The 23,304-nt window shown below is 60.9% G+C and carries 19 protein-coding genes; 9 read left to right on the forward strand and 10 right to left on the reverse strand.

The features are described from left to right. Positions 1-28 precede the first annotated feature (28 nt). The 7 genes from JJN09_RS02065 to JJN09_RS02095 all read right to left on the reverse strand — a co-directional run bounded on the left by JJN09_RS02065 (position 29) and on the right by JJN09_RS02095 (position 8,472). The gene (locus tag JJN09_RS02065) at positions 29-1,039 is read right to left on the reverse strand and encodes a chemotaxis response regulator protein-glutamate methylesterase (RefSeq protein WP_249485240.1); all 1,011 of its coding nucleotides are present in this window, start codon (positions 1,037-1,039) and stop codon (positions 29-31) included. Beyond that, positions 1,036-3,330: a hybrid sensor histidine kinase/response regulator gene (locus tag JJN09_RS02070; protein WP_249485242.1), complete on the reverse strand. Its 2,295-nt coding sequence runs from the start codon at positions 3,328-3,330 to the stop codon at positions 1,036-1,038. Before JJN09_RS02070 ends, JJN09_RS02065 begins: the two co-directional genes overlap by 4 nt. Next, a complete protein-coding gene (locus JJN09_RS02075) occupies positions 3,327-4,010 on the reverse strand; it encodes a chemotaxis protein CheW (RefSeq protein WP_249485246.1) in 684 nt (227 codons plus the stop codon). The genes JJN09_RS02070 and JJN09_RS02075 overlap by 4 nt, the downstream gene beginning before the upstream one ends. Next, positions 4,007-5,284 (reverse strand): protein-glutamate O-methyltransferase CheR, encoded by a 1,278-nt coding sequence (locus tag JJN09_RS02080; protein ID WP_249485248.1) that lies wholly within the window; start codon positions 5,282-5,284, stop codon positions 4,007-4,009. The genes JJN09_RS02075 and JJN09_RS02080 overlap by 4 nt, the downstream gene beginning before the upstream one ends. Beyond that, the gene (locus tag JJN09_RS02085; protein ID WP_249485250.1) at positions 5,281-5,817 is read right to left on the reverse strand and encodes a chemotaxis protein CheW; all 537 of its coding nucleotides are present in this window, start codon (positions 5,815-5,817) and stop codon (positions 5,281-5,283) included. The genes JJN09_RS02080 and JJN09_RS02085 overlap by 4 nt, the downstream gene beginning before the upstream one ends. Further along, positions 5,817-7,439: a methyl-accepting chemotaxis protein gene (locus tag JJN09_RS02090; protein WP_249485251.1), complete on the reverse strand. Its 1,623-nt coding sequence runs from the start codon at positions 7,437-7,439 to the stop codon at positions 5,817-5,819. The genes JJN09_RS02085 and JJN09_RS02090 overlap by 1 nt, the downstream gene beginning before the upstream one ends. Before the next feature lie 310 nt (positions 7,440-7,749). Then, the gene (locus JJN09_RS02095; RefSeq protein WP_249485253.1) at positions 7,750-8,472 is read right to left on the reverse strand and encodes a tellurite resistance TerB family protein; all 723 of its coding nucleotides are present in this window, start codon (positions 8,470-8,472) and stop codon (positions 7,750-7,752) included. A gap of 176 nt (positions 8,473-8,648) precedes the next feature. On the opposite strand from JJN09_RS02095, the gene JJN09_RS02100 reads away from it, so the two are divergent. The 8 genes from JJN09_RS02100 to JJN09_RS02135 all read left to right on the forward strand — a co-directional run bounded on the left by JJN09_RS02100 (position 8,649) and on the right by JJN09_RS02135 (position 18,662). Continuing rightward, positions 8,649-9,563: a LysR family transcriptional regulator gene (locus JJN09_RS02100; protein WP_249485255.1), complete on the forward strand. Its 915-nt coding sequence runs from the start codon at positions 8,649-8,651 to the stop codon at positions 9,561-9,563. 99 nt (positions 9,564-9,662) lie between these two features. After that, positions 9,663-11,150 carry a gamma-aminobutyraldehyde dehydrogenase gene (locus JJN09_RS02105; protein WP_249485257.1) on the forward strand — a complete coding sequence of 496 codons (1,488 nt, stop codon included), beginning with the start codon at positions 9,663-9,665 and terminating at the stop codon, positions 11,148-11,150. Between the two features lie 82 nt (positions 11,151-11,232). Continuing rightward, positions 11,233-12,384 (forward strand): putative ABC transporter substrate-binding protein YdcS, encoded by a 1,152-nt coding sequence (ydcS, locus tag JJN09_RS02110; RefSeq protein ID WP_249485259.1) that lies wholly within the window; start codon positions 11,233-11,235, stop codon positions 12,382-12,384. Positions 12,385-12,701: 317 nt separating this feature from the next. Continuing rightward, the gene (locus tag JJN09_RS02115) at positions 12,702-13,739 is read left to right on the forward strand and encodes an ABC transporter ATP-binding protein (RefSeq protein WP_249485261.1); all 1,038 of its coding nucleotides are present in this window, start codon (positions 12,702-12,704) and stop codon (positions 13,737-13,739) included. Position 13,740: 1 nt separating this feature from the next. Next, on the forward strand, positions 13,741-14,676 hold the full coding sequence (locus tag JJN09_RS02120; RefSeq protein WP_249485263.1) for an ABC transporter permease: 936 nt from the start codon (positions 13,741-13,743) through the stop codon (positions 14,674-14,676). Further along, positions 14,666-15,490, forward strand: coding sequence for an ABC transporter permease (locus JJN09_RS02125; RefSeq protein ID WP_085688847.1), 825 nt, complete (start codon positions 14,666-14,668; stop codon positions 15,488-15,490). Before JJN09_RS02120 ends, JJN09_RS02125 begins: the two co-directional genes overlap by 11 nt. Before the next feature lie 50 nt (positions 15,491-15,540). Next, complete coding sequence (locus JJN09_RS02130) at positions 15,541-16,965, forward strand: gamma-aminobutyraldehyde dehydrogenase (RefSeq protein ID WP_249485265.1); 1,425 nt, start codon at positions 15,541-15,543, stop codon at positions 16,963-16,965. A 212-nt stretch (positions 16,966-17,177) separates the two neighbouring features. Then, positions 17,178-18,662, forward strand: a complete 1,485-nt coding sequence (locus JJN09_RS02135) for an APC family permease (protein ID WP_249485267.1) — start codon at positions 17,178-17,180, stop codon at positions 18,660-18,662. A gap of 44 nt (positions 18,663-18,706) precedes the next feature. Here JJN09_RS02135 and JJN09_RS02140 read toward each other — a convergent pair whose 3' ends face one another. From JJN09_RS02140 to JJN09_RS02150, 3 genes are all read right to left on the reverse strand, one after another. Beyond that, the gene (locus JJN09_RS02140; RefSeq protein ID WP_249485270.1) at positions 18,707-19,333 is read right to left on the reverse strand and encodes an RloB family protein; all 627 of its coding nucleotides are present in this window, start codon (positions 19,331-19,333) and stop codon (positions 18,707-18,709) included. 2 nt (positions 19,334-19,335) lie between these two features. Next, positions 19,336-20,589, reverse strand: a complete 1,254-nt coding sequence (locus tag JJN09_RS02145) for an ATP/GTP-binding protein (RefSeq protein WP_249485272.1) — start codon at positions 20,587-20,589, stop codon at positions 19,336-19,338. Between the two features lie 482 nt (positions 20,590-21,071). Beyond that, the gene (locus JJN09_RS02150) at positions 21,072-21,257 is read right to left on the reverse strand and encodes a hypothetical protein (protein ID WP_039769577.1); all 186 of its coding nucleotides are present in this window, start codon (positions 21,255-21,257) and stop codon (positions 21,072-21,074) included. 403 nt (positions 21,258-21,660) lie between these two features. Here JJN09_RS02150 and JJN09_RS02155 point away from each other — a divergent pair, with 403 nt between their 5' ends. Further along, the gene (locus JJN09_RS02155) at positions 21,661-23,289 is read left to right on the forward strand and encodes a glucan biosynthesis protein D (RefSeq protein WP_249485274.1); all 1,629 of its coding nucleotides are present in this window, start codon (positions 21,661-21,663) and stop codon (positions 23,287-23,289) included. Positions 23,290-23,304 lie beyond the last annotated feature (15 nt).

Genomic DNA, 23,304 nt, shown 5'->3' on the forward strand with positions numbered 1-23,304 from the left:
CGGGGGCCAGGATTGCGGATGGACGTGTTCATTTGGGGAAAATCTCCAGCAATCGTGGCGCTATCTTTTCCAGTGGACGGATTTCTACGGCTGCATCAATGGCCGCGGCGGCCTTGGGCATGCCGTACACCGCACTGCTTTGCTGATCCTGCGCGATGGTCAGGTACCCCTGTTGGCGCATGAGCTTAAGCCCTTGCGCCCCGTCGCGTCCCATCCCGGTCAATAAAACCCCGACGGCGTCACCATTCCAGTAGTTGGCGACGCTTTCGAAAAACACGTCGATCGAGGGGCGGTAGATTTCGTTGACCGGCTCGGCGGTGTAGGCCAGCGTGCCGTTCTTGAGTAATCGGATGTGATGATTGGTGCCGGCCAGCAACACCGCGCCGGCCTGCGGCGGCTCTCCTTCCCGGGCCAAGCGCACGTCCAGGCCACTGGCGCTGGCCAGCCATTCGGCCATGCCGGCGGCAAACACCTGATCGACATGCTGCACCAGCACGATAGCTGCGGAAAAGTTACGCGGCAGGCCTTTGAGCAATACTTCCAGCGCCGCCGGCCCGCCCGCTGACGAGCCAATCGCCACCAGCCGCTGGCACGACCCCGAACTGCGCGGCGTTGTCTGGGCCGGGCGCGAGCGAGCAGTTTTTTCGCCGATCAACCAGCCGATATTCAGAATCTTGCGCAACAGCGGCGCGGCCGCCTGCTGGGCGTTGCCGGCGCCAAGGGCCGGGGTATCGACCACGTCCAGCGCACCGTGGCCCATGGCTTCGAACACCCGATGCACGTTCTGCTGGCGGTCGACCGTGACGATGACAATCGCGCACGGGCTCTCGGCCATGATTCGCCGGGTGGCTTCGACGCCATCCATCACCGGCATGATCAAGTCCATGAGGATCAGATCCGGGGTGTTTTCCGCGCACAGGCGCACCGCTTCGGCGCCGTTGTTGGCGACCCACACCACCTGATGCGCCGGTTCGAAGGCCAGCGCCCGGCGCAGGGCCTCCACCGCCAAAGGCATGTCGTTGACGATTGCGATCTTCATGCCCGCGCTCCTCCGATGAGCTCAACCACCGCGTCGAGCAGGGCGTCGTCATGAAAACTGGCCTTGGCTAAATAATAGTCGGCTCCGGCGTCCAGTCCACGGCGCCGGTCTTCCTCGCGATCCTTGTAGGACACCACCATCACCGGCAGCGATTGCAGACGGTTGTCGCGACGCAACAGCGAAACCAGTTCGATGCCGTCCATGCGCGGCATGTCGATATCAGTGATCAGCAGGTCGAAGTCCTCGGAGCGCAGGGCGTTCCAGCCGTCCATGCCGTCCACCGCAACAGCCACGTCATAGCCGCGATTGAGCAGCAGCTTGCGTTGCAACTCGCGCACCGTCAGCGAATCGTCGACCACCAGAATCCGTTTGCGCGCTGCTTCTGCGGCCTGATGGCCGTGGCGGGCAATGCGCTCCAGACGCCCGGTGTTGAGCAGTTTGTCTACCGAACGCAGCATGTCTTCGACATCGACGATCAGCACCACCGAACCATCGTCGAGCAGGGCCCCGGCGGAAATGTCCTGCACCTTGCCCAGCCGCTCGTCCAGCGGCAGCACCACCAGCGTGCGCTCGCCGATGAAGCGCTCGACCGCCACGCCGTAGATCGCGTCGCGCTCGCGAATCACCACGACCTTCAGCGTATCGCCGCTGTTCTGGCTGGCCGGACGCTGCAACAACTGACTGGCCGCAACGAGCCCGACATGCCGGCCCTCGTGCCAAAAATGCTGACGACCTTCGACCTGCACGATGTCGTCCGGCGCCAGATCGCACATGCGCTCGATGTGCGCCAGCGGGAAGGCGTAGGCCTCATCGCCGACCTCCACCACCAGGCTGCGCACCACCGACAGGGTCAGTGGCACTTCGAGATGGAAGCGGCTGCCCTCGCCCGCCGTCTGCTCAAGCACCACCGCGCCGCGCAATTGGCGGACCATGTGCTGAACGGCATCGAGGCCAACGCCACGCCCAGACACTTCGGTGACCTTGTCCCGCAGGCTGAAACCCGGCAAAAACAGGAACGTCAGCAGCTCTTCTTCGCTCAACTGGGCGGCGGTTTCGGCGGGCGACAACTGTCTCTCGACGATGCTGCGGCGGACCTTTTCCAGATCCACACCGTTGCCATCATCGCTCAATTCCAGCACCAGCAACCCGGCCTGGTGTGAGGCACGCAGGCGGATCAACCCTTCCTCGGGTTTGCCTTTGAGCAGGCGCTCTTCCGGCGTTTCGATGCCGTGATCGACCGCATTGCGCAGCAGGTGCGTGAGCGGTGCTTCGAGTTTTTCCAAAACGTCGCGGTCGACCTGGGTTTTCTCGCCTTCGATCTCCAGTCTCACCTGCTTGCCGAGGCTGCGGCCCAGGTCGCGCACCATCCGCACCTGACCGGACAGCACATCGGCGAACGGCCGCATACGGCAGGCTAGCGCGGTGTCGTAGAGCACCTGCGCGCGCTGACTCGCCTGCCAGGCAAACTCGTCAAGTTCGGCGTTTTTCTCTGCCAGCAACTGTTGGGATTCGGAAAGCAAACGCCGCGCATCTTCCAACGCTTCCTGGGCCTCAAGGCTCAGGGCATGCTCCTTGAGATGAACGTTGAGACTTTCCAGCGCCCGCAAACCGTTGTTCTGCATGCGCTTGAGGCGCTGCATCGTGGCCAGATGCGGCTTGAGGCGCTGGGTTTCCACCAGGGACTTGCTCGACAGATCGAGCAGGCTGTTCAGGCGTTCGGCGGTGACCCGCAGCACCCGCTCGCCACCTTCGGTGGTACGTTTGCTCTTGCGCAGTGCGGGCTCTGGCTCGGCAGTTTCGACGGGGATTTCAACCGGCGTCGACTCAACTACTGGAGGTGGCTGAAGCTGCAACTCGGCCATCGGCGGTGCACTTGGCGCGGTCGGTACAAGCGCCGCTGCCGCCGGGTCGAGCAAACCGCCCATCAACGCCACGTAAGCTTCGATGTCCGCCGGTTGCGGGCCATTGGCCGGGGTGGCTATACGCATCAGCAAGTCTGTGCCCTGCAACAGCGCGTCGATATGTTCCGGGCGCAGGAACAGCCGCCCTTCCTGCGCACTGACCAGACAATCTTCCATCACGTGGGCGACGCTGACGCCGCTGTCGATGCCGACGATCCGCGCCGCACCTTTCAACGAGTGCGCCGCCCGCATGCACGACTCGAGCTGATCGGCCTGGGTCGGATTGCGCTCCAGCGCCAGCAGCCCGGCGCTGAGCACCAGGGTCTGGGCTTCGGCTTCGAGGCTGAACAGCTCCAGCAGGGAGGCGTCGCGCATTTGCTCGGGGGTCATGTGAGGCTCCGGGTCACGGCGGACAGCAGCTGTTCTTCATCCAGCCAACGCAGGCTGCGACCTTTGAAAGGCAGCACGCCTCGGGTGTATTTGGCGCTGGCCTGTGCCCCGGAACGTGACGCGGCATCGAGGATTCGTTCGTCGATGGCGTGAATTCCGTCGACTTCGTCCACCGGCACCACCACCGGCCCGCCCTGAGCCGCGATGATCAACATGCGCGGCATGATCCGCGCGCCGGTCGCCGGGGCCACGTTGCTGTCGAGGTCGAGCAGTTCGACCAGCGACAGGCACGCCACCAGCGCCCCGCGCACGTTCGCCACGCCGAGCAAGGCCCGGGAGCGCTGATGCGGCAGAGAGTGAATCGCCTGCAACGGCGCGACTTCCACCAGACTGCGAGTGGCCAGGCCGAGCCATTCTTCGCCGAGGCGGAACATCAGCAGCGAACGGGTTTTCAGCTCGGTCTCAACCTGGATCGCCACCGGATCGCGCTCGTCCTGCTGCAACGCATAGCGGTCGAGCAAACGCGTGGCGGCGGCGGAATACACCGCGCAATTGCGGCAGTGAATGTGTTCTTCCAGTAGCGGGCAGGACTTGTCGCCGTGGATGCCGATGCGGTTCCAGCAATCGTCGATGGCCCGGGCGTCTTCGTGGGTGACGTTCAAGGTGTCGGACGGGATCATCGTTTACGCTCACTGTCGGCGGTGCGACCGCTGCGGGCGGCGCGCTCCTGCAATCGTCTGGCGCCGGCCGTGTCGCCCTGGGCCTGCAGCAAACCTGCGAGGTGCATCAAGGCTTCGGCGTGTTGCGGTTCGAGGTACAAAGCCTTGCGGTAAAAACCCTGGGCTTCGAGAGCACTGCCCGCGACGTCGCTGAGCAGGCCGAGCCAATAGAACACCTGGGCCACCGGCTCATGGCTGCGCAGATACTGTTCGCACGCGGCGCGGGCCTCGGCGCTCTTGCCTTCGTTGGCCAGGGCGGCGATGTTGGCCAGCAGGGTCGTGGCGTCGGGATTCGGGCTTTTGATGGTGGCAGTCAGCGGTGTCACCGCGGCAAACGGCCGGCTGCGCACTGGCGGCGGTGGCGCGCTGCGCACGGGTTGGCGTACGGGCAACGGCGTCGGGGTGGCGACCGGCATTGGCAACGGTTCGGGCTGCGGATCGCTGTGGCGACTGAACGCGAAAGACTGCGGAATCCCGATCGAACGCATGCCCAACCGGCCGAGCAGACTGCCCTCGGCGGGGCCGATAAACAGCACGCCGTCGACATGGGTCAGGCGCTTGAGTACGGCGAACACCTGTTGCTGGGTCGGTTGATCGAAATAGATCAGCAGGTTGCGACAGAACACGAAATCGAACGGTGGATCGCTGGCCAGCAGGGTCGGATCCAGCACATTGCCGACCTGCAATCGCACCTGTTCGCGCACGTATTCATTCAGGCGATAGCCCTCGTCCTCCGGCATGAAATGCCGTTCGCGAAACGCCAGTTCCTGGCCGCGAAACGAATTCTTGCCGTACAACGCCCGCCGCGCTTTGTCCACCGACAGGGGGCTGACGTCCATGCCATCGACCTTGAACTGATGGGGCTTGAGCCCCGCGTCGAGCAACGCCATGGCAATCGAATAGGGTTCTTCACCGGTGGAGCACGGCAGGCTGAGGATGCGCAGCGCACGCATGTTGTTCAGCTCGGCCAGGCGTTTGCGCGCCAGTTTGCCCAGGGTGGCGAAGGATTCCGGGTAACGGAAAAACCACGTCTCGGGGACGATCACCGCCTCGATCAGCGCTTGCTGTTCATCCCGCGAACCTTGCAGCGTTTGCCAGTACTCATCGGCCGTAACCATTTGCGACAGGATGATGCGCTGGCGCACCGCTCGCTCGATGATCGCCGGCCCTACCGAAGCGACGTCGAGACCGATGCGTTCCTTGAGGAAATCGAAGAAGCGCTGATCGCTGCTCATGGCTGCTCCTCAAGCCGCGCCGGATCCAGTGGCGGCGTCGGGAACAGCAGCGGGCGTACCGACTCGTCCAACAGGTCATTGACTCGAACCCATTGCACCAGCCCGCGAGCGTCTTCGCGCACCGGCCCCAGGTATGGCGCCTGACGATTGTCGAGGCCGTACGGCTGGAAGTCGTCCGGGTTACAACGCAGGGTGTCGGTGGCCTGTTCGAGAATCAGCCCGAGCCACTGCGACGGCTGCGAATCATCCGCGCGGTAATGCACCAGCACCAGCCGCGTGCTGGTGCGCGCTTCGGCGGGATGGCCGAACGTCAGGGCACTGAGATCGATCACCGGCACCACCGAACCACGATAGGCAAACACCCCCGCCACCCAGTGCGGCGCCCGGGCAATCGGCTTCAACGGCAGGCGCGGCAGCACTTCGGCCACTTCCGTGGCACGCAGGGCGTAGCGTTCGCTGCCGATGCGAAACAGCAGGAACAACGCCTGCTTCGCCACCAGTGCAGCGCTGCGTTTGGCGGTGATTTCGCTCATCAGACTTTGAATCGCGAAACGCCGCTGCGCAGGCCTACGGCCACCTGGCTCAGTTCGTCGATGGCGAAACTGGCCTGACGCAACGACTCGACGGTCTGGCTGCTGGCATCACCCAGTTGCACCAGCGCATGGTTGATCTGCTCGGCGCCGGTGGCCTGGGCCTGCATGCCTTCGTTGACCATCAATACCCGCGGCGCCAACGCCTGCACCTGATGGATGATCTGCGACAGCTGCTCGCCGACCTGTTGCACTTCGGCCATGCCGCGACGCACCTCCTCGGAGAACTTGTCCATGCCCATCACCCCGGCAGAAACCGCCGACTGGATCTCGCGGACCATCTGTTCAATGTCGTACGTGGCGACAGCCGTCTGATCCGCGAGACGCCGCACTTCGGTGGCGACCACGGCGAAACCACGGCCGTATTCACCGGCCTTTTCCGCTTCGATCGCGGCGTTCAGAGACAACAGGTTGGTCTGGTCGGCAACCTTGACGATGGTCACCACCACCTGATTAATGTTGCCGGCCTTCTCGTTGAGGATCGCCAGTTTGGCGTTCACCAAGTCCGCCGCGCCCATCACCGAGTGCATGGTGTCTTCCATGCGTGCCAGGCCTTGTTGCCCGGAACCGGCCAGCACCGAGGCCTGATCGGCGGCGGTGGAGACTTCGGTCATGGTGCGCACGAGGTCACGGGATGTCGCCGCAATCTCTCGGGACGTTGCGCCGATTTCGGTTGTGGTGGCGGCGGTTTCGGTGGCGGTCGCCTGTTGTTGCTTGGACGTAGCGGCGATCTCGGTCACCGACGTGGTGACCTGCACCGACGAGCGCTGGGCCTGGGACACCAGCGAAGTGAGCTCGGTCATCATGTCATTGAAGCCGGTTTCCACCGCGCCGAACTCATCCTTGCGGTCGAGGTTCAAGCGGCTGCTGAGGTCGCCGGTGCGCATGATTTCGAGGATCTGCACGATACGGTTCATCGGCGCCATGATCGCGCGCATCAACAGCAGACCGCAGAATCCGGCGGCCAGCACGGCCACCAGCAGCGAGACAAACATGCTGACCTTGGCTGCCGCCACGGCGTCGTCGATGTTGGCCATGGCCTGGTCGGCGACTTTCTTGTTCTCGCCGATGATGTCGTTGAGCTTCATCCGGCCGCCGACCCAGGCCGGAGTCAGCTTCTCGTTGAACAGCTTGACTGCATCGGCTTCCAGATTGCGCTTGTGCAGATCCAGCACGGCGTCCTGGATCTTCATGTAGTTGTCGTGATCCTTTTCAAACGCGGCGAATTCGATCCGGTCCTCGTCGGTGGTCACGGTGTTGCGGTAGTTGGCCATCTGCTCCTGGAGACGTTTCTCGAAGGACTGGTAGTCCGCCGCGTCTTCACTGCTGACGCCCTGCCCTTCCTTGAGCCCCAGCAGTTCCTGGGTCTGCAGGTAACTGTCGACCCACGCGCCACGGATCATCGAGCTGTAATAGACGCCGGGAATCGCGTCGTCACGGACGCTGTTTTCACTGGCTTCGATCTTCAGCAGCCGAGAATACGAGACGACCACCATCAGCAACATGATGGCGATAATCACCGCAAAGCTCGCCAAAATGCGTTGGCGCAACGTCCAGTTCTTCACAGTCAGTCCTCGGGGCCAGATCGAAATTGCGGGGGAGTATAGCTGAGGGCGGTGTTTCATTTATAAGACGGTTTGCCGCGCTCGGGCCTTCCGATGGAAAACGGGGTGGGCTCTGGATAGGGACTTTCAAGCAATCGGAGGGTGGCGTGCCAGTGACGCAATGGCAAAAAGGGGCGATGGATTGGCCATTTCAGTGGGAGATGATCCGGCAACACGGTAAGGGTGTGCTCAGCGGCGCTATCTCTTGCTGCAACGAAAGAACCCGCGATCCTGTGCAAGATCGCGGGTTCTCGTATCGATGACGGCGGCTCTACAGGGTCGCTACACGGACCTGCTTCTCAAGCTCCAGCTTCAACCCCGGCTCCAGTTTCAACTGCTTCGCCAGCTCATCCAGATACGCCTTCTCCATGAAGTTCTCCTCATCCACCATCATCACGCTCGCCACGTACATCTCCGCAGCCATCTCCGGCGTGCTCGCCGCGCGGGCGACGTCGGTGGGGTCGAGGGGTTTGTTGAGTTCGGCGTGGAGCCAGTGTTTGAGTTCCTGATCGTTGTCGAGCCTGGTGAATTCGCCTTCGATCAACTGGCGTTCGCGGTCGTCGATGTGGCCGTCGGCCTTGGCGGCGGCGACCAGGGCCTTGAGGATGGCCTGGCTGTGTTGTTCGACTTGCGCCGGTGGCAGGCGATCGAGAGTTTGCGGTTCGCTTTGCGGGGCGGTGCCTTTTTGGGCGTTCCAGTTGCCGTAGGCTTTGTAAGCGATCACGCCGAGTGCGGCGAGACCGCCGTAAATAGCGACTTTACCGCCAACCTTGCGGGCCTTTTTACTGCCCAGCAGCAGGCCCATGGCGCCGGCCGCCAAAGCTCCTCCGCCGGCGCCGGAGATCAGACTGCCGAGGCCGCCATTGCTGGACGAGCCGCCCAGCAAGCCGCCAAGCCCACCGGCCGCCGGTTTGTTCTGTGCCCCGCCCGCCTTGTTCTGCAGCAGATCCTGGCCGGACTTGAGGAGTTGATCGAGCAATCCACGGGTGTTCATGTTCCGTCTCCAAACAGGGGTTATCCGGATCAATAAGGCCCTCAGCCTAGTTCGAAAGTGCCCGGTGTTTGCCTGCGAGTGTGCTTCCAGATGTTGCCTGGCTCACCGCTGCCCTTCGTGAAAATAGATATACACTCGAGGCAATCTATAAAAACCGCCCACCGGGTAAACCTTCCATGATGACCTTGCGTCAGATCCGCCATTTCATCGCAGTGGCCGAGACCGGCTCGATCTCCGCCGCCGCGCAAACCGCGTTCATTTCCCAATCGACCCTGACCCTGGCCATCCAGCAACTGGAGGAAGAAATCGGCGTCAGCCTGTTCAATCGCCACGCCAAGGGCATGACGCTCACCCATCAGGGACACCAGTTCCTGCGCCAGGCACACCTGATTCTGGCGACCGTGGACAACGCCAAACGCAGCCTGCAACAAAGCACCGATCAGGTCGCCGGGCAGTTAATCGTCGGCGTGACCAGTCTGGTGGCCGGTTATTACCTGGCGGATTTGCTGACCCGTTTCCAGCGCGCCTATCCCAATGTCGAAATCCGGGTGATGGAGGACGAGCGGCCGTACATCGAGCATTTGCTGGTCAGTGGCGAGATCGATGTCGGCGTGTTGATCCTCTCCAACCTCGAAGACCGCCACGCCTTGCAGACCGAAGTGCTGACTCACTCGCCGCACCGCTTGTGGCTGCCGGCTCAACACCCATTGCTGGAACACGACAGCATCAACCTCGCCGACGTCGCCCGGGAGCCGTTGATTCAACTGAACGTCGACGAGATGGATCGCAACGCCCAACGTCTGTGGAGCGGCGCCGGGCTGCAACCGAAGATCACCCTCAGAACCGCGTCCACCGAAGCAGTACGAAGTCTGGTAGCGGCGGGTCTTGGCGTGTCGATTCAGCCGGACATGACCTACCGCCCATGGTCGCTGGAGGGCGACATCATCGAGGCACGACCGATTGCCGACCTCAACCAGACCCTTGACGTCGGCCTGGCCTGGCGTCGTGGCACGGCGCGACCCGCACTGGTCGATCCTTTCCTGACCGTGGCCCGCGAACAGCCTCACGGCGGACGCAAGCCATCTATTTAATCGAATGCCACCTTCAGTATTTAGAATTTGTCGACCCCGGAGCCGCGCACTAGTCTTGCTGCATCTATAAGACGGTCGGCTCCCGGAACAGGGAGCAACATGGCCATACAAGAAAAGAGATCACGGAAAATGGCTGGCGCGCAGACCCACATGCACACCGCGTTGCTGATCGACGGCGAACTGGTCGCCGGCCAGGGTTTTGTCGAACCGATCCTCAACCCGGCCACCGGCGAAGTCCTGACCCAGATCGCCGAAGCCAGCACCGAGCAAGTCGAAGCCGCCATCCTCGCCGCCCACCGCGCCTTTGCCGAGTGGTCGCGCACCACTCCGCAACAACGCTCCAACTTGCTGCTGGAAATCGCCAGCGCCGTCGAAAAACACGCCGATCACCTCGCCCGCCTCGAAGCCCTGAATTGCGGTAAACCGCTGCATCTGGCGCGTCAGGACGATTTGACCGCCACGGTCGATGTCTTTCGCTTCTTCGCCGGTGCCGTACGTTGCCAGACCGGCCAGCTCAGCGGCGAATACGTGCCGGGTTACACCAGCATGGTGCGCCGCGATCCGATTGGCGTCGTCGCCTCGATTGCACCGTGGAACTACCCGATCATGATGGCCGCGTGGAAGATCGCCCCGGCCCTAGCCGCCGGCAATACGCTGGTGTTCAAGCCGTCCGAACACACGCCGCTGTCGATTCTGGCGCTGGCGCCAGCACTGGCCGAGATCCTGCCGCGTGGGGTGATCAATATCGTCTGCGGTGGCGGCGAAGGCGTCGGCAGTCACTTGGTCGGCCATCCGAAAGTGCGCATGGTGTCGCTGACCGGCGATATCGTCACCGGCCAGAAAATCCTCCAGGCCGCCGCCAAAACCCTGAAACGCACGCACCTCGAACTCGGCGGCAAGGCCCCAGTGATCGTGTGCAACGATGCCGATCTCAAAGCCGTGGTCGAAGGCGTGCGCACTTATGGCTATTACAACGCTGGGCAGGATTGCACGGCAGCTTGCCGGATCTACGCCCAGGCCGGGATTCACGACAAATTGGTCGCCGAACTCGGCGCGGCGGTCAGCAGCCTGCGCTTCGCCGGCAAACGCGACGCCGACAATGAGATCGGCCCACTGATCAGCACTCGCCAGCGCGACCGCGTGGCCAGTTTCGTCGAGCGCGCCCTCGGCCAACCGCACATCGAACGAGTGACCGGTGCGGCGGTGCATTCCGGCGCCGGTTTCTACTACCAGCCAACATTGCTGGCCGGTTGCAAACAAAGCGATGAAATCGTCCAGCGCGAAGTGTTCGGCCCGGTGGTGACCGTGACCCGCTTCGACGAACTGGCGCAAGCGGTGGACTGGGCCAACGACTCGGAATACGGCCTCGCCTCATCGGTGTGGACGCAGAACCTGGACAAGGCAATGCAGGTCGCCGCACGCCTGCAATACGGCTGCACCTGGATCAACAGTCATTTCATGCTGGTCAGCGAAATGCCCCACGGCGGGCTGAAGCGCTCCGGTTACGGCAAAGACTTATCCAGCGATTCGCTACAGGACTACAGCGTGGTGCGGCACATCATGGCCCGCCACGGCCAGCATCTCTGACTACGCTAATAACAAGCCGCTGACGGCATGCTCCACCGCGTTCACAACTGCCCCGACCATAATTTAAAGAAGAGGGTTCACCATGTTCGTGCACAAGACCGCACTGCTCAGTGCAATCACCACGGCCCTGCTGGCCAGCGCCAGTCTGCAGGCCGCCGAACCGCTGAAAGCCGTCGGCGCCGGCGAAGGCCAGCTGGATATCGTCGCGTGGCCCGGTTACATCGAACGCGGTGAGAGCGACAAGGCCTACGACTGGGTGACCGGTTTCGAGAAGGAAACCGGCTGCAAGGTGAATGTGAAAACCGCCGCCACCTCTGACGAAATGGTCAGCCTGATGGCCAAGGGCGGTTACGACCTGGTGACCGCGTCGGGCGATGCGTCGCTGCGGCTGATCGGTGGCAAGCGTGTGCAACCGATCAACACTGCGTTGATCCCGAACTGGAAAAGCCTCGACCCACGCCTCAAAGACGCGCCGTGGTACGTGGTTGGCAAAGAAACCTATGGCACCCCGTACCAGTGGGGCCCGAACGTGTTGATGTACAACACCAACGTGTTCAAGACCGCGCCGACCAGTTGGAACGTGGTATTCGCCGAACAGAATCTGCCTGATGGCAAGTCAAACAAGGGTCGTGTTCAGGCCTACGACGGCCCGATCTATATCGCCGACGCTGCGCTGTATTTGAAATCCACCAAGCCTGAGCTGGGGATCAAGGATCCGTACCAACTCACCGAAGATCAGTACAAGGCTGTGCTGGAACTGTTGCGCGCCCAGCAGAAGCTGATCCACCGCTACTGGCACGACACCACCGTGCAGATGAGCGATTTCAAGAACGAAGGCGTGGTCGCGTCCAGCGCCTGGCCGTATCAGGTCAACGGCCTGATCAACGAGAAACAGCCGATCGCTTCGACCGTGCCGAAAGAAGGCGCCACCGGTTGGGCCGACACCACCATGCTGCACGCCGAGGCCAAGCACCCGAACTGCGCGTACAAGTGGATGGACTGGTCCCTGCAGCCGAAAGTCCAGGGTGATGTGGCGGCGTGGTTCGGCTCGTTGCCGGCGGTTCCGGCGGCTTGTCAGGGCAGTGAGTTGCTCGGTGCGGAAGGCTGTAAAACCAACGGGTTCGATCAGTTCGAGAAGATCGCCTTCTGGAAAACACCGCAGGCTGAGGGTGGAAAGTTTGTGCCTTATAGCCGGTGGACGCAGGACTACATTGCGATTATGGGCGGTAGGTAACTCTCCATAACAACGCGGTCTGCCCCCTTTCCCCCTCGCCCCCCTTGGGGGCGGTCCGACGTTTCGGGAGGGTTGGGCGGGCGGCGTGCCGATGAGGGGGTGGCTTTTGCTCTTGCTCTTAATTTCAGGGCAATGGCCAAAACCGCTGCCCTCACCCCCCGCCCTCTCCCGGAGGGAGAGGGAGCCTAAAGCGGACCGCGTCAGACCTACCCAAAAGTGGTGAGCCAACACAGGCACACACCGCCAAACGATCCAGTTTTTTCAGAAGTCCAGGCAGGGCCGCTGCGACGGCCTTCGCCTTTTTGGAGCACCGCACCATGACGCTTGCAGTCCAGTTCACCAACGTTTCCCGGCAGTTCGGCGAGGTGAAGGCCGTTGACCGGGTTTCCATCGACATCCAGGACGGCGAGTTCTTTTCCATGCTCGGCCCCTCCGGTTCGGGCAAGACCACGTGCCTGCGCCTGATTGCCGGGTTCGAACAACCGAGCGCTGGCTCGATCCGCATTCACGGCGCCGAGGCCGCGGGGCTGCCGCCGTATCAGCGCGACGTCAACACTGTGTTTCAGGATTACGCGCTGTTCCCGCACATGAACGTGCTGGACAACGTGGCCTACGGTTTGAAGGTCAAAGGCGTAAGCAAGACTGAGCGCCACAAACGCGCCGAAGAAGCGTTGGACATGGTCGCCCTCGGCGGCTACGGCGCGCGCAAACCGGTGCAGTTGTCAGGCGGTCAGCGTCAGCGTGTCGCCCTCGCTCGCGCCTTGGTCAATCGTCCGCGAGTGCTGTTGCTCGATGAACCGTTGGGCGCCCTCGATCTGAAGTTGCGCGAACAAATGCAGAGCGAACTGAAGAAACTGCAACGCCAGCTCGGCATCACCTTCATCTTCGTCACCCACGATCAGACTGAAGCGCTGTCGATGTCCGACCGCGTGGCCGTGTTCAACAAGGGTCGCATCGAACAGGTCGACACCCCGCGCAATCTGTACATGAAACCCACCACGACGTTCGTCGCCGAATTCGTCGGTACTTCGAATGTGATTCGCGGCGATCTGGCGCGCCAGCTCAGCGGTCATCCGCAGCCATTCTCGATCCGTCCGGAACACGTGCGTTTCGCCGAAGGCCCGCTGGCCAGCCATGAAATCGAAGTCAGCGGCCTGCTCCACGATATTCAGTATCAGGGCAGCGCCACGCGCTATGAACTGACCCTGGAAAACGGCCAGACCCTGAGCATCAGCCACGCCAACAATCAATGGATCGACAGCAGCGCGCAGCACCAGACCGGTCAGCGCCTGAGTGCGCGTTGGGCGCGGGAAGCGATGATTCCGTTGCACGACACCGTTGCGGGCGGGGTGTGACATGACCGCCCTCGCCCTCCCTCAATCGGCGCCGTTGCGCAGGTTTTCCAACCTGCTCTATCGCAAGCCGAATCTGTACCTGTCGATGCTGCTGGTGCCGCCGCTGCTGTGGTTCGGCGCAATCTATCTCGGCTCGCTGCTGATGCTGCTGTGGCAAGGTTTCTACACTTTCGACGACTTCACCATGGCGGTCACGCCCGACCTGACCCTGGCCAACTTCGCCGCGCTGTTCCAGCCTTCGAACTTCGACATCATCCTGCGCACCCTGAGCATGGCGGTCGTGGTGTCGATCGCCAGCGCCATCGTCGCGTTTCCGATTGCCTACTACATGGCGCGCTACACCACCGGCAAGACCAAGGCGTTTTTCTACATCGCGGTGATGATGCCGATGTGGGCCAGTTACATCGTCAAGGCTTACGCCTGGACGCTGCTCCTGGCGAAGGGCGGCGTGGCGCAGTGGTTCGTTCAGCACCTGGGGCTGGAACCGGTTCTGCAACTCATTCTGGGGATTCCCGGGGTCGGCGGTAGCACCTTGTCGACCTCGCACCTGGGGCGGTTCATGGTGTTCGTCTACATCTGGCTGCCGTTCATGATCCTGCCGATCCAGGCCTCGCTGGAACGCCTGCCGCCGTCGTTGCTGCAAGCCTCCGCCGACCTCGGGGCCAAGCCGAGCCAGACCTTCATGCAGGTGATTCTGCCGCTGTCGGTTCCGGGGATTGCTGCAGGTTCCATCTTCACGTTCTCGCTGACGTTGGGCGACTTCATCGTGCCGCAACTGGTGGGCCCGCCGGGCTATTTCGTCGGCAGCATGGTCTACGCGCAGCAAGGTGCAATCGGCAACATGCCAATGGCTGCGGCGTTCACGCTGGTGCCGATCGTGCTGATCGCCATCTACCTGTCCATCGTCAAAAGACTGGGGGCTTTCGATGCACTCTGACTCTTCATCACAAGGGCATGCCTCCATAGGCTTAAAAATCGCAGCCTGGGGCGGGCTGGTGTTTCTGCACTTCCCGATCCTGATCATCTTCCTCTACGCCTTCAACACCGAAGACGCAGCGTTCAGTTTTCCACCCAAAGGCTTCACCCTGCACTGGTTCAGCGTGGCGTTTTCGCGGCCGGACGTGCTGGAAGCGATCAAACTGTCGTTGCAGATCGCGGCCATCGCCACGTTGATCGCCATGGTGCTCGGCACCCTCGCTTCGGCGGCGCTGTACCGCCGGGACTTCTTCGGCAAACAGGGCATTTCGCTGATGCTGATCCTGCCGATTGCGCTGCCGGGGATCATCACCGGGATCGCGCTGCTGGCGACCTTCAAGACGCTGGGGATCGAGCCGGGGATGTTCACCATCATCGTCGGCCACGCGACCTTCTGTGTGGTGATCGTCTACAACAACGTCATCGCCCGTTTGCGCCGTACCTCGCACAGCCTGATCGAGGCGTCGATGGATCTCGGCGCCGACGGCTGGCAGACCTTCCGCTACATCATCCTGCCGAACCTCGGCTCGGCGTTGCTCGCCGGCGGCATGCTCGCATTTGCGCTGTCGTTCGACGAAATCATCGTCACCACCTTCACCGCCGGACATGAGCGCACCTTGCCGCTGTGGTTGCTCAACCAGTTGAGCCGCCCACGGGACGTACCCGTGACCAACGTCGTGGCGATGCTCGTGATGCTGGTGACCATGCTGCCGATCCTCGGCGCCTACTACCTGACCCGGGGTGGCGAGAGCGTCGCGGGCAGCGGCGGCAAATGAATTCCCTGACCTTTCCCACCCTGAATTTGCAGTAGAAAGAGGACAACAACATGCAAACCAAACTCTTGATCAACGGCCAACTGGTCAACGGCGAAGGCCCGGCGCAACCGGTGCTCAACCCGGCGCGTGGTGACGTGCTGGTGGAAATCAACGAGGCTACCGAGGCCCAGGTCGATGCCGCCGTGCGCGCTGCCGACAGCGCCTTCGCCGAATGGTCGCAGACCACGCCGAAAGACCGTTCGCTGCTGCTGCTCAAACTCGCCGACGCCATCGAAGCCCACGGCGAAGAGCTGGCCAAACTGGAATCGGACAACTGCGGCAAACCCTACAGCGCCGCGCTGAATGACGAGATCCCGGCGATCGCCGACGTGTTCCGTTTCTTCGCCGGCGCCAGCCGTTGCATGAGCGGTTCGGCTGGCGGCGAATACCTGCCCGGCCACACTTCGATGATCCGTCGCGACCCGGTGGGCGTAATCGCCTCCATCGCGCCGTGGAACTACCCGCTGATGATGGTCGCCTGGAAAATCGCCCCGGCCCTCGCCGCCGGTAATACCGTGGTGCTCAAACCGTCGGAACAAACCCCGCTGACCGCGTTGCGTCTGGCCGAACTGGCGTCGGATATTTTCCCGGCCGGTGTGCTCAATCTGGTGTTCGGGCGTGGGCCGAGCGTAGGCAGTCCGCTGGTGACCCATCCGAAAGTGCGCATGGTGTCGCTGACCGGCTCCATCGCCACCGGTTCGAACATCATTTCCAGCACCGCCGACAGCGTCAAACGCATGCACATGGAACTGGGCGGCAAGGCGCCAGTGATCATCTTCGACGACGCCGACATCGATGCCGCAGTCGAAGGCATTCGCACTTTTGGCTTCTACAACGCCGGCCAGGATTGCACCGCCGCATGCCGTATCTACGCGCAGCAAGGCATTTACGACCAGTTCGTCGAGAAGCTCGGCGCGGCGGTCAGCAGCATCAAGTACGGCTTGCAGGATGATCCGTCGACCGAACTCGGGCCTCTGATCACCGCCCAGCATCGCGACCGCGTGGCCGGGTTTGTCGAACGCGCTGTGGCGCAGCCGCACATTCGCTTGATCACCGGTGGCAAGGCTGTCGAAGGCAACGGTTTCTTCTTCGAACCAACCGTGCTGGCCGACGCCCAGCAGGACGACGAAATCGTCCGTCGCGAAGTGTTCGGGCCGGTGGTGTCGGTGACCAAGTTCACTGATGAAGCCCAGGCGCTGGAGTGGGCCAACGATTCGGACTACGGCCTCGCTTCCTCTGTATGGACGGCGGATGTAGGACGTGCGCATCGACTGTCCGCTCGGTTGCAGTACGGCTGCACCTGGGTGAATACGCACTTCATGCTTGTCAGCGAAATGCCTCATGGCGGTCAGAAACTGTCCGGCTACGGCAAGGACATGTCCATGTACGGGCTGGAGGACTACACCACGGTTCGGCATGTGATGTTCAAGCACTAAAAGCATCGCCAGCAGGCTGGCTCCCACAGGTTCAATACAGTCCTTGTGGGAGCCAGCCTGCCAGCGATGGCGTCACCTCGGTTTCAGGAAGGAAACCGGCATTACGCACCACCAGGCATTCAAAACAATAACTACCGATCCGGGCGGCGCTCACCAAGCCCCGCCACGGTTTCGGCCATCCGAAATCTGCCGATTTCACGGAGCAAACACACATGAGTGCATCACCCGATCTCTCAGCCGCCGTTGCCGACAGCGATGCCGAACAACTGCGCCAACTGGGCTACACCTCCAACTTCAACCGCAGCATGAGCCTGTGGGAAAACTTCGCGTTGGGCTTCACGTATCTGTCACCGGTCGTAGGGGTTTATACCCTGTTCGGCCTGTGCCTGGCCGCCGGCGGGCCACCGATGTTCTGGGCCTATTTGTTGGTCGGTTGCGGGCAATTGCTTGTGTGCCTGATCTTCGGCGAAGTGGTTTCGCAGTTCCCGATTTCCGGCGGCGTTTATCCTTGGGCGCGTCGTCTGGTGGGCAAGAAATGGGCGTGGATGGTCGGCTGGATCTACTCCATCGCGCTGTGCGTGACCATCGCCGCCGTTGCGGTCGGCGCTGGCCCGTACCTCGCGGCCATGCTGGGTTTTGAGCCGAGCAACAACACCAACATCGTCATCGCCCTGGTGCTGACGCTCTTTGCCACACTGGTGAATCTCAGCGGCACCAAAGTGCTGGCGCGGATCGCCATGTTCGGCTTCCTCTGCGAGCTGGTGGGCGCGGTGATCGTTGGCGTGTACTTGCTGATTTTCGAGCGTCACCAGCCGATCAGCGTGCTGTTCAACACCTTCGATATCAGCGTCGAGGGCTCTTACCTGCCGGCGTTCCTCACGGCTTCGTTGGCGGGGATGTTCCTCTACTACGGCTTCGAAGCCTGCGGCGACGTGGCCGAAGAAACCCCGAACCCGAGCGCAAAAATCCCGGTGGCCATGCGCATGACCATCTACATCGGCGGCATCGCGGCGATGTTTGCTTGCCTCGCGCTGATCCTCGCCGTGCCGGACATGCAAGCGGTGATCAACGGCACCGACAAGGACCCGGTCACCACCATCCTCAACAACGCCTTCGGCCCGGTCGGCTCGAAAGTGGTGATGGGCGTGGTAATGATTTCCTTCATCTCCTGCGTCATCAGCCTGCAAGCGGCGGCGAGTCGTCTGCTGTATTCCTACGCTCGCGATGAAATGGTCATCGGCAGCCGACTGCTGAAAAAGATTTCTCCTACGACCCAGGTGCCGGTTGCCGCACTGTTCGTGTCCGGCGTCCTGCCCGGCCTGATCATCGCCCTCGGCTTCTTCCTGCAAGACGCCGTGGCCACCATCGTCAGCTTCGCCGCCATCGGCATCTACCTCGCGTTCCAGATGATCGTCCTGGCCGCCCTGTACGCCCGCAGCAAAGGCTGGAAACCGAGCGGCAAATTCACCCTCGGCGCCTGGGGCTGGCCGGTGAACATCGGCGCGCTGGTGTACGGCGTCGGCGCAATCATCAACATGGCCTGGCCACGCACGCCGGATGCCGCGTGGTACATCAACTACGCGATGGTGCTGAGCACGGCGATCGTTATTGGTCTGGGGCTGGTTTATATGTGGATCGGCAAGCCGTATGACCATGGGAAGGCGCCGGCTGGGGATGCTTGGAAGGTGGGTCGGTAACAGAACACAACCTGCCCGCAGGGATGCGGGCATGGTTCGCATGACTAGATCAACTGGGGTTTGGAGAGGGTTTCAAACTCGTCCATCAGTAAATGGATTTCGGTACTTGGGTTGGGCTCACCACTGACAGAAACATCCTCAAGAATTTTCGGTGCCAGCGTTCTCGCCATATTGAATGGCTCTCCAAGCAGTTGAGTGAAATAGCTGATGTCCTTTCCCTTTTCATATCTGAACATGCCGGGCTTCGCTCTCAGGCTCTTGGTAACCAGATCACCCGGAGAGTTTTTCCCGACTGCCCTGAAAGGCTTTCGATTGAAACCAAAGTGCAGCAGAAGCCAAAACTCAAAACATGGATACGAGGCGATGACTGTGATCCTGGGATGAGACCTCGCAACATTCAGTGCCCGCTCGAAGCACAAGTGAGTATCACGATCCAACACACAGAACACTTTGTCGAACTGCTTTTGTCGTACAACCGCGCGCTCCACTATCCCGCTCGGATGCGTAATGCCGCAATGGACGATTTCAACTTGTGCCTTGGCCCGAAAATAAAACGCGGCTTCCTCCAGATAATGCTTCCCTGACTTACTGTCCTCACACAAGACCAACACTTTCGGCTGCGCCTTGAAACGTGAACCCTTTCGATCAAACAACCTGTTCGAACCTACCATTCTCAATCCCGCCTTATCAGCGGCAACCCGCGATAGCGCCCTTCGAAATAGCGTTTCTCGACATCCTCACTTTCCCGTCCCTCAAAATCGTGCACGGAAAACAGGCTGGTAGCGCCGTGGGCATCGCGTTCGGTGATCCAGAACTGATCACGCCTAAGAATCTTTTCATTCATCAGATGCGTGTCGTGAGTGGTAAAGATCAGTTGAGTGTCCAGACCACTGCTCAAGTGCTTGCCAATCAAGTCAGCCACGATTTCAGGATGAAGGCTGCTGTCCAGCTCATCGACACACAAGACCCCACTACCCCCGGCCTGATTCATCATGAACCAGGGTAGCCAGAAGCCGATCAGATTCTTTGTGCCACACGACTCTTCAGAAAAATCGAACTCGGCGTCACCTGAGACACTGGAATGCGTAAGGGTCAGTTTGTCCTTTTGCGCCGCCGCGAAAAACTCTTTCAAGGTCAGTTTTCTATTGCCCGAGGTTGCTATGTCTTCGTCCGGGTTGAGTTGAATGGCCGATACGGGAATTTCCAGAGCCTTGAGAAAGTCGCGAAGATCACTCGTATGGTTCTTGACCATTTTCAGAAACCGAATCGACGCTGTGGATAAACCAAGCATGTTGTTCTGCTCCACTACCAGCAACCCGGTTTGAAACCAACTGAACGGTAAGCGCAGTTGGCTCAACTCTTCGCTGCTATTGGCAACGGCTTGCGCGATAAACAACAGCTTAGGACTGGTTAAACGACGCCAGGCATTGTGTACTTCCTTGCCACCCTCAAGGGTTTTACCAAACACATAGTGCTCGCCCTCCGCATCAAACTGGCGGCGATAGAGCAGGGTTTCCTTTCCTTTGGGATAGACGAGCAATTGCTCCTTAACAACTCTCTGGGCAGTCAGTCCGAGCAAGAACCGATAGCGCAGCCCGGCTTGTATAAAGTCGTACTCAAAGAGGCTGGGCGCATCATTCAAAGCCCGGTCAAACCGGAAAGGTGCAACCGGCAGTACATCGTCATTTGATCCCGAAGGCACCGCCATCAAGCGTCCCACAATCCCCATTGCGCGAATCAATGAAGACTTCCCTGAAGCGTTCGGGCCGTAAATTGCCGCGACCTTCAATAAATCAGGGAGTCTTTCAGCAGTGATGGGAGGCTTGAAGGTATTACGCGATTTGCTCAGACGAGGAGTGGCCGCCATGGACAGGGTTTGCCTGTCCCGAAACGAGCGGTAATTGGAAACCGAAAATTCGATCAGCATGTAGAAAACCTGCAGTTCATTCTTAGGATTCGAATAAATAAAGGAAAAACTGCGGCGCAGGGGCTGCCTCTCTGCAGGACATGCAAAAACAGGAAATTCCTACAGACGCTGCTTACGAGAAGGAACTTCAATTCCTACAACCAGCGTCGTCAGAGTAGACCTGGCACCGCTAGCGCCTGACCGATAGGCTTTGTCCCGTCGCAGCCCTATGAGCAGCCGAGGGTCGAAACCGGAAATCTGCCAACACGGTGCTTGCCCTTCATTGAACTGTGGTGCTTTCACAACTTCAGTTCTGCGTTATGGCGGGCCGCGTGGCGCGGGCCTTTCGGTTTTGCCGTGTTGACGGGAAGTATCCCGACTTCGAACGCCACTCGGTCCGCCACCCAACTTGTCGAAGGGGTTGATGCAACCGCAGCGTCCCCGGTAAATCTCAAGAATGAAAAAGGGGCGGACTTCACAGTCCGCCCCTTTGGTTTTTCACTTCAAAACCGCGAAACACTCCTCATCGCATCCACCAGATACCTCATCGCAATCCGGTCGCTTTCCGACAACTCCCGGTAACGCTCCACCAGTTTCAGTTCGTCAGGACTGAGCCGGCGTCTTCGCCGGACGTTGGTGAGGCAGGGAAAGATGCCCAACATTTCGGTGATGCCTTGTCCTTTTGCCATGGACGATGTCCTTTTCCAGTACGTCAGAATTTTTCCAAAACCGCATCGCCCTGCTCCTTTAAGCAGCGATTTGAGCCCTGCCGGTCGGATGGGTCGTGACCGGCGATGCCCATAGAATAGAAATTAAATCGGCGCTGAAAAGCTGTTTTTAGAGTAATTAGTCGAGAAAAGCAGTTATGCCCTATAAATCAGAAAGGGCTGTGGGATAAGTAACCGAAACGTCTTGTTTCATTGAGACGCTGTCGTCGTGCTATCAATGAATTTTGCAAAATCAGCGAACGGATTAAGCTAGCGGGCATCTGTTACTAGTCCGTAGCGTTTGGCCGAAGGCTTGTCCGAACCGTAATTTCTGATCCAGTACGTGCCAGGAACGGCGCGGGATTGTCCACGACAGGTTGTAGTTATGCACCGCAGGAATTTGCTCAAAGCGTCAATGGCCATTGCGGCTTATACCGGTCTATCGGCCACGGGCCTGCTGGCCTCCCGCGCCTGGGCCGCCTCTGGCGGTGCCGCCGACGGTGAAGCCCAGGCCTTCGACTTCGAAGCGCTGAAGCGCCAGGCCAAGCAACTGGCCGGCAACGCCTATCAGGACAGCAAACAGGTGCTGCCGCCGACCCTGGCGACCATGACCCCACAGAACTTCAATGCGATCCGCTACGACGGCGATCATTCGCTGTGGAAGGAGAACAAGGGTCAGCTCGATGTGCAGTTCTTCCACGTCGGCATGGGCTTCCGCCAGCCGGTGCGCATGTACAGCGTCGATCCCAAGACTCGCACGGCCCGCGAGGTGCATTTCCGCCCTCAACTGTTCAACTATGAAAACACCTCGGTCGACACTCAGCAGCTCAAGGGCGATCTGGGTTTTGCCGGCTTCAAGCTGTTCAAGGCACCGGAACTGGATCGCCATGACGTGGTGTCGTTCCTCGGCGCCAGCTACTTCCGCGCGGTGGATGCCACTGGCCAATATGGCCTTTCCGCCCGTGGCCTGGCCATCGACACCTACGCCAAGAAACGCGAAGAATTCCCCGACTTCACCAAATTCTGGTTCGAGACGCCGGATCAGAACGCGACCCGCTTTGTGGTCTACGCCCTGCTCGACTCGCCGAGCGCGACCGGTGCCTATCGCTTCGACATCGATTGCCAGGCCGAACGCGTGGTGATGGAAGTCGATGCTCACGTCAACGCCCGCACCGCCATCGAACAATTGGGCATCGCCCCGATGACTAGTATGTTCAGTTGCGGCACTCATGAACGCCGGATGTGCGACACCATCCACCCGCAAATCCATGACTCGGATCGTCTGGCCATGTGGCGCGGCAACGGCGAGTGGATCTGCCGCCCGCTGAACAACCCGGCAACCCTGCAATTCAACGCCTTCGCCGACACCGATCCGAAAGGTTTCGGTCTGGTGCAGACCGACCACGAATTCGCCAACTACCAGGACACTGTCGACTGGTACAGCAAGCGTCCGAGCCTGTGGGTAGAACCTACAACTGCGTGGGGCGAAGGCTCTATCGATCTGTTGGAAATTCCTACAACCGGCGAAACCCTCGACAACATCGTCGCGTTCTGGACGCCGAAGAAACCGGTGGCTGCCGGCGACTCGCTGAACTACGGCTACAAGCTCTACTGGAGCGCCTTGCCGCCGGTCGGCACGCCACTGGCGCGAGTGCATGCAACCCGTTCGGGCATGGGTGGATTCGTCGAAGGCTGGGCACCGGGGGAGCATTATCCGCCGGTCTGGGCCCGTCGTTTCGCCGTGGACTTCACCGGTGGCGGTCTGGATCGCCTGCCGCAGGGCACCGGGATCGAACCGGTGGTCACTTGCTCCAACGGCAAGGTGCAGGACTTCAGCGTGCTGGTGCTGGATGACATCAAGGGTTACCGGATCCTGTTCGACTGGTACCCGACCAACGACAGCGTGGAGCCGGTTGAGCTGCGTCTGTTCATCCGCACCAACGACCGCACATTGAGCGAGACCTGGTTGTACCAGTACTTCCCGCCGGCGCCGGACAAGCGCAAGTACCCTTGATGATTCTCTGGCGTC

It is taken from the genome of Pseudomonas sp. HS6, assembly GCF_023375815.1.
Taxonomy (GTDB): domain Bacteria; phylum Pseudomonadota; class Gammaproteobacteria; order Pseudomonadales; family Pseudomonadaceae; genus Aquipseudomonas.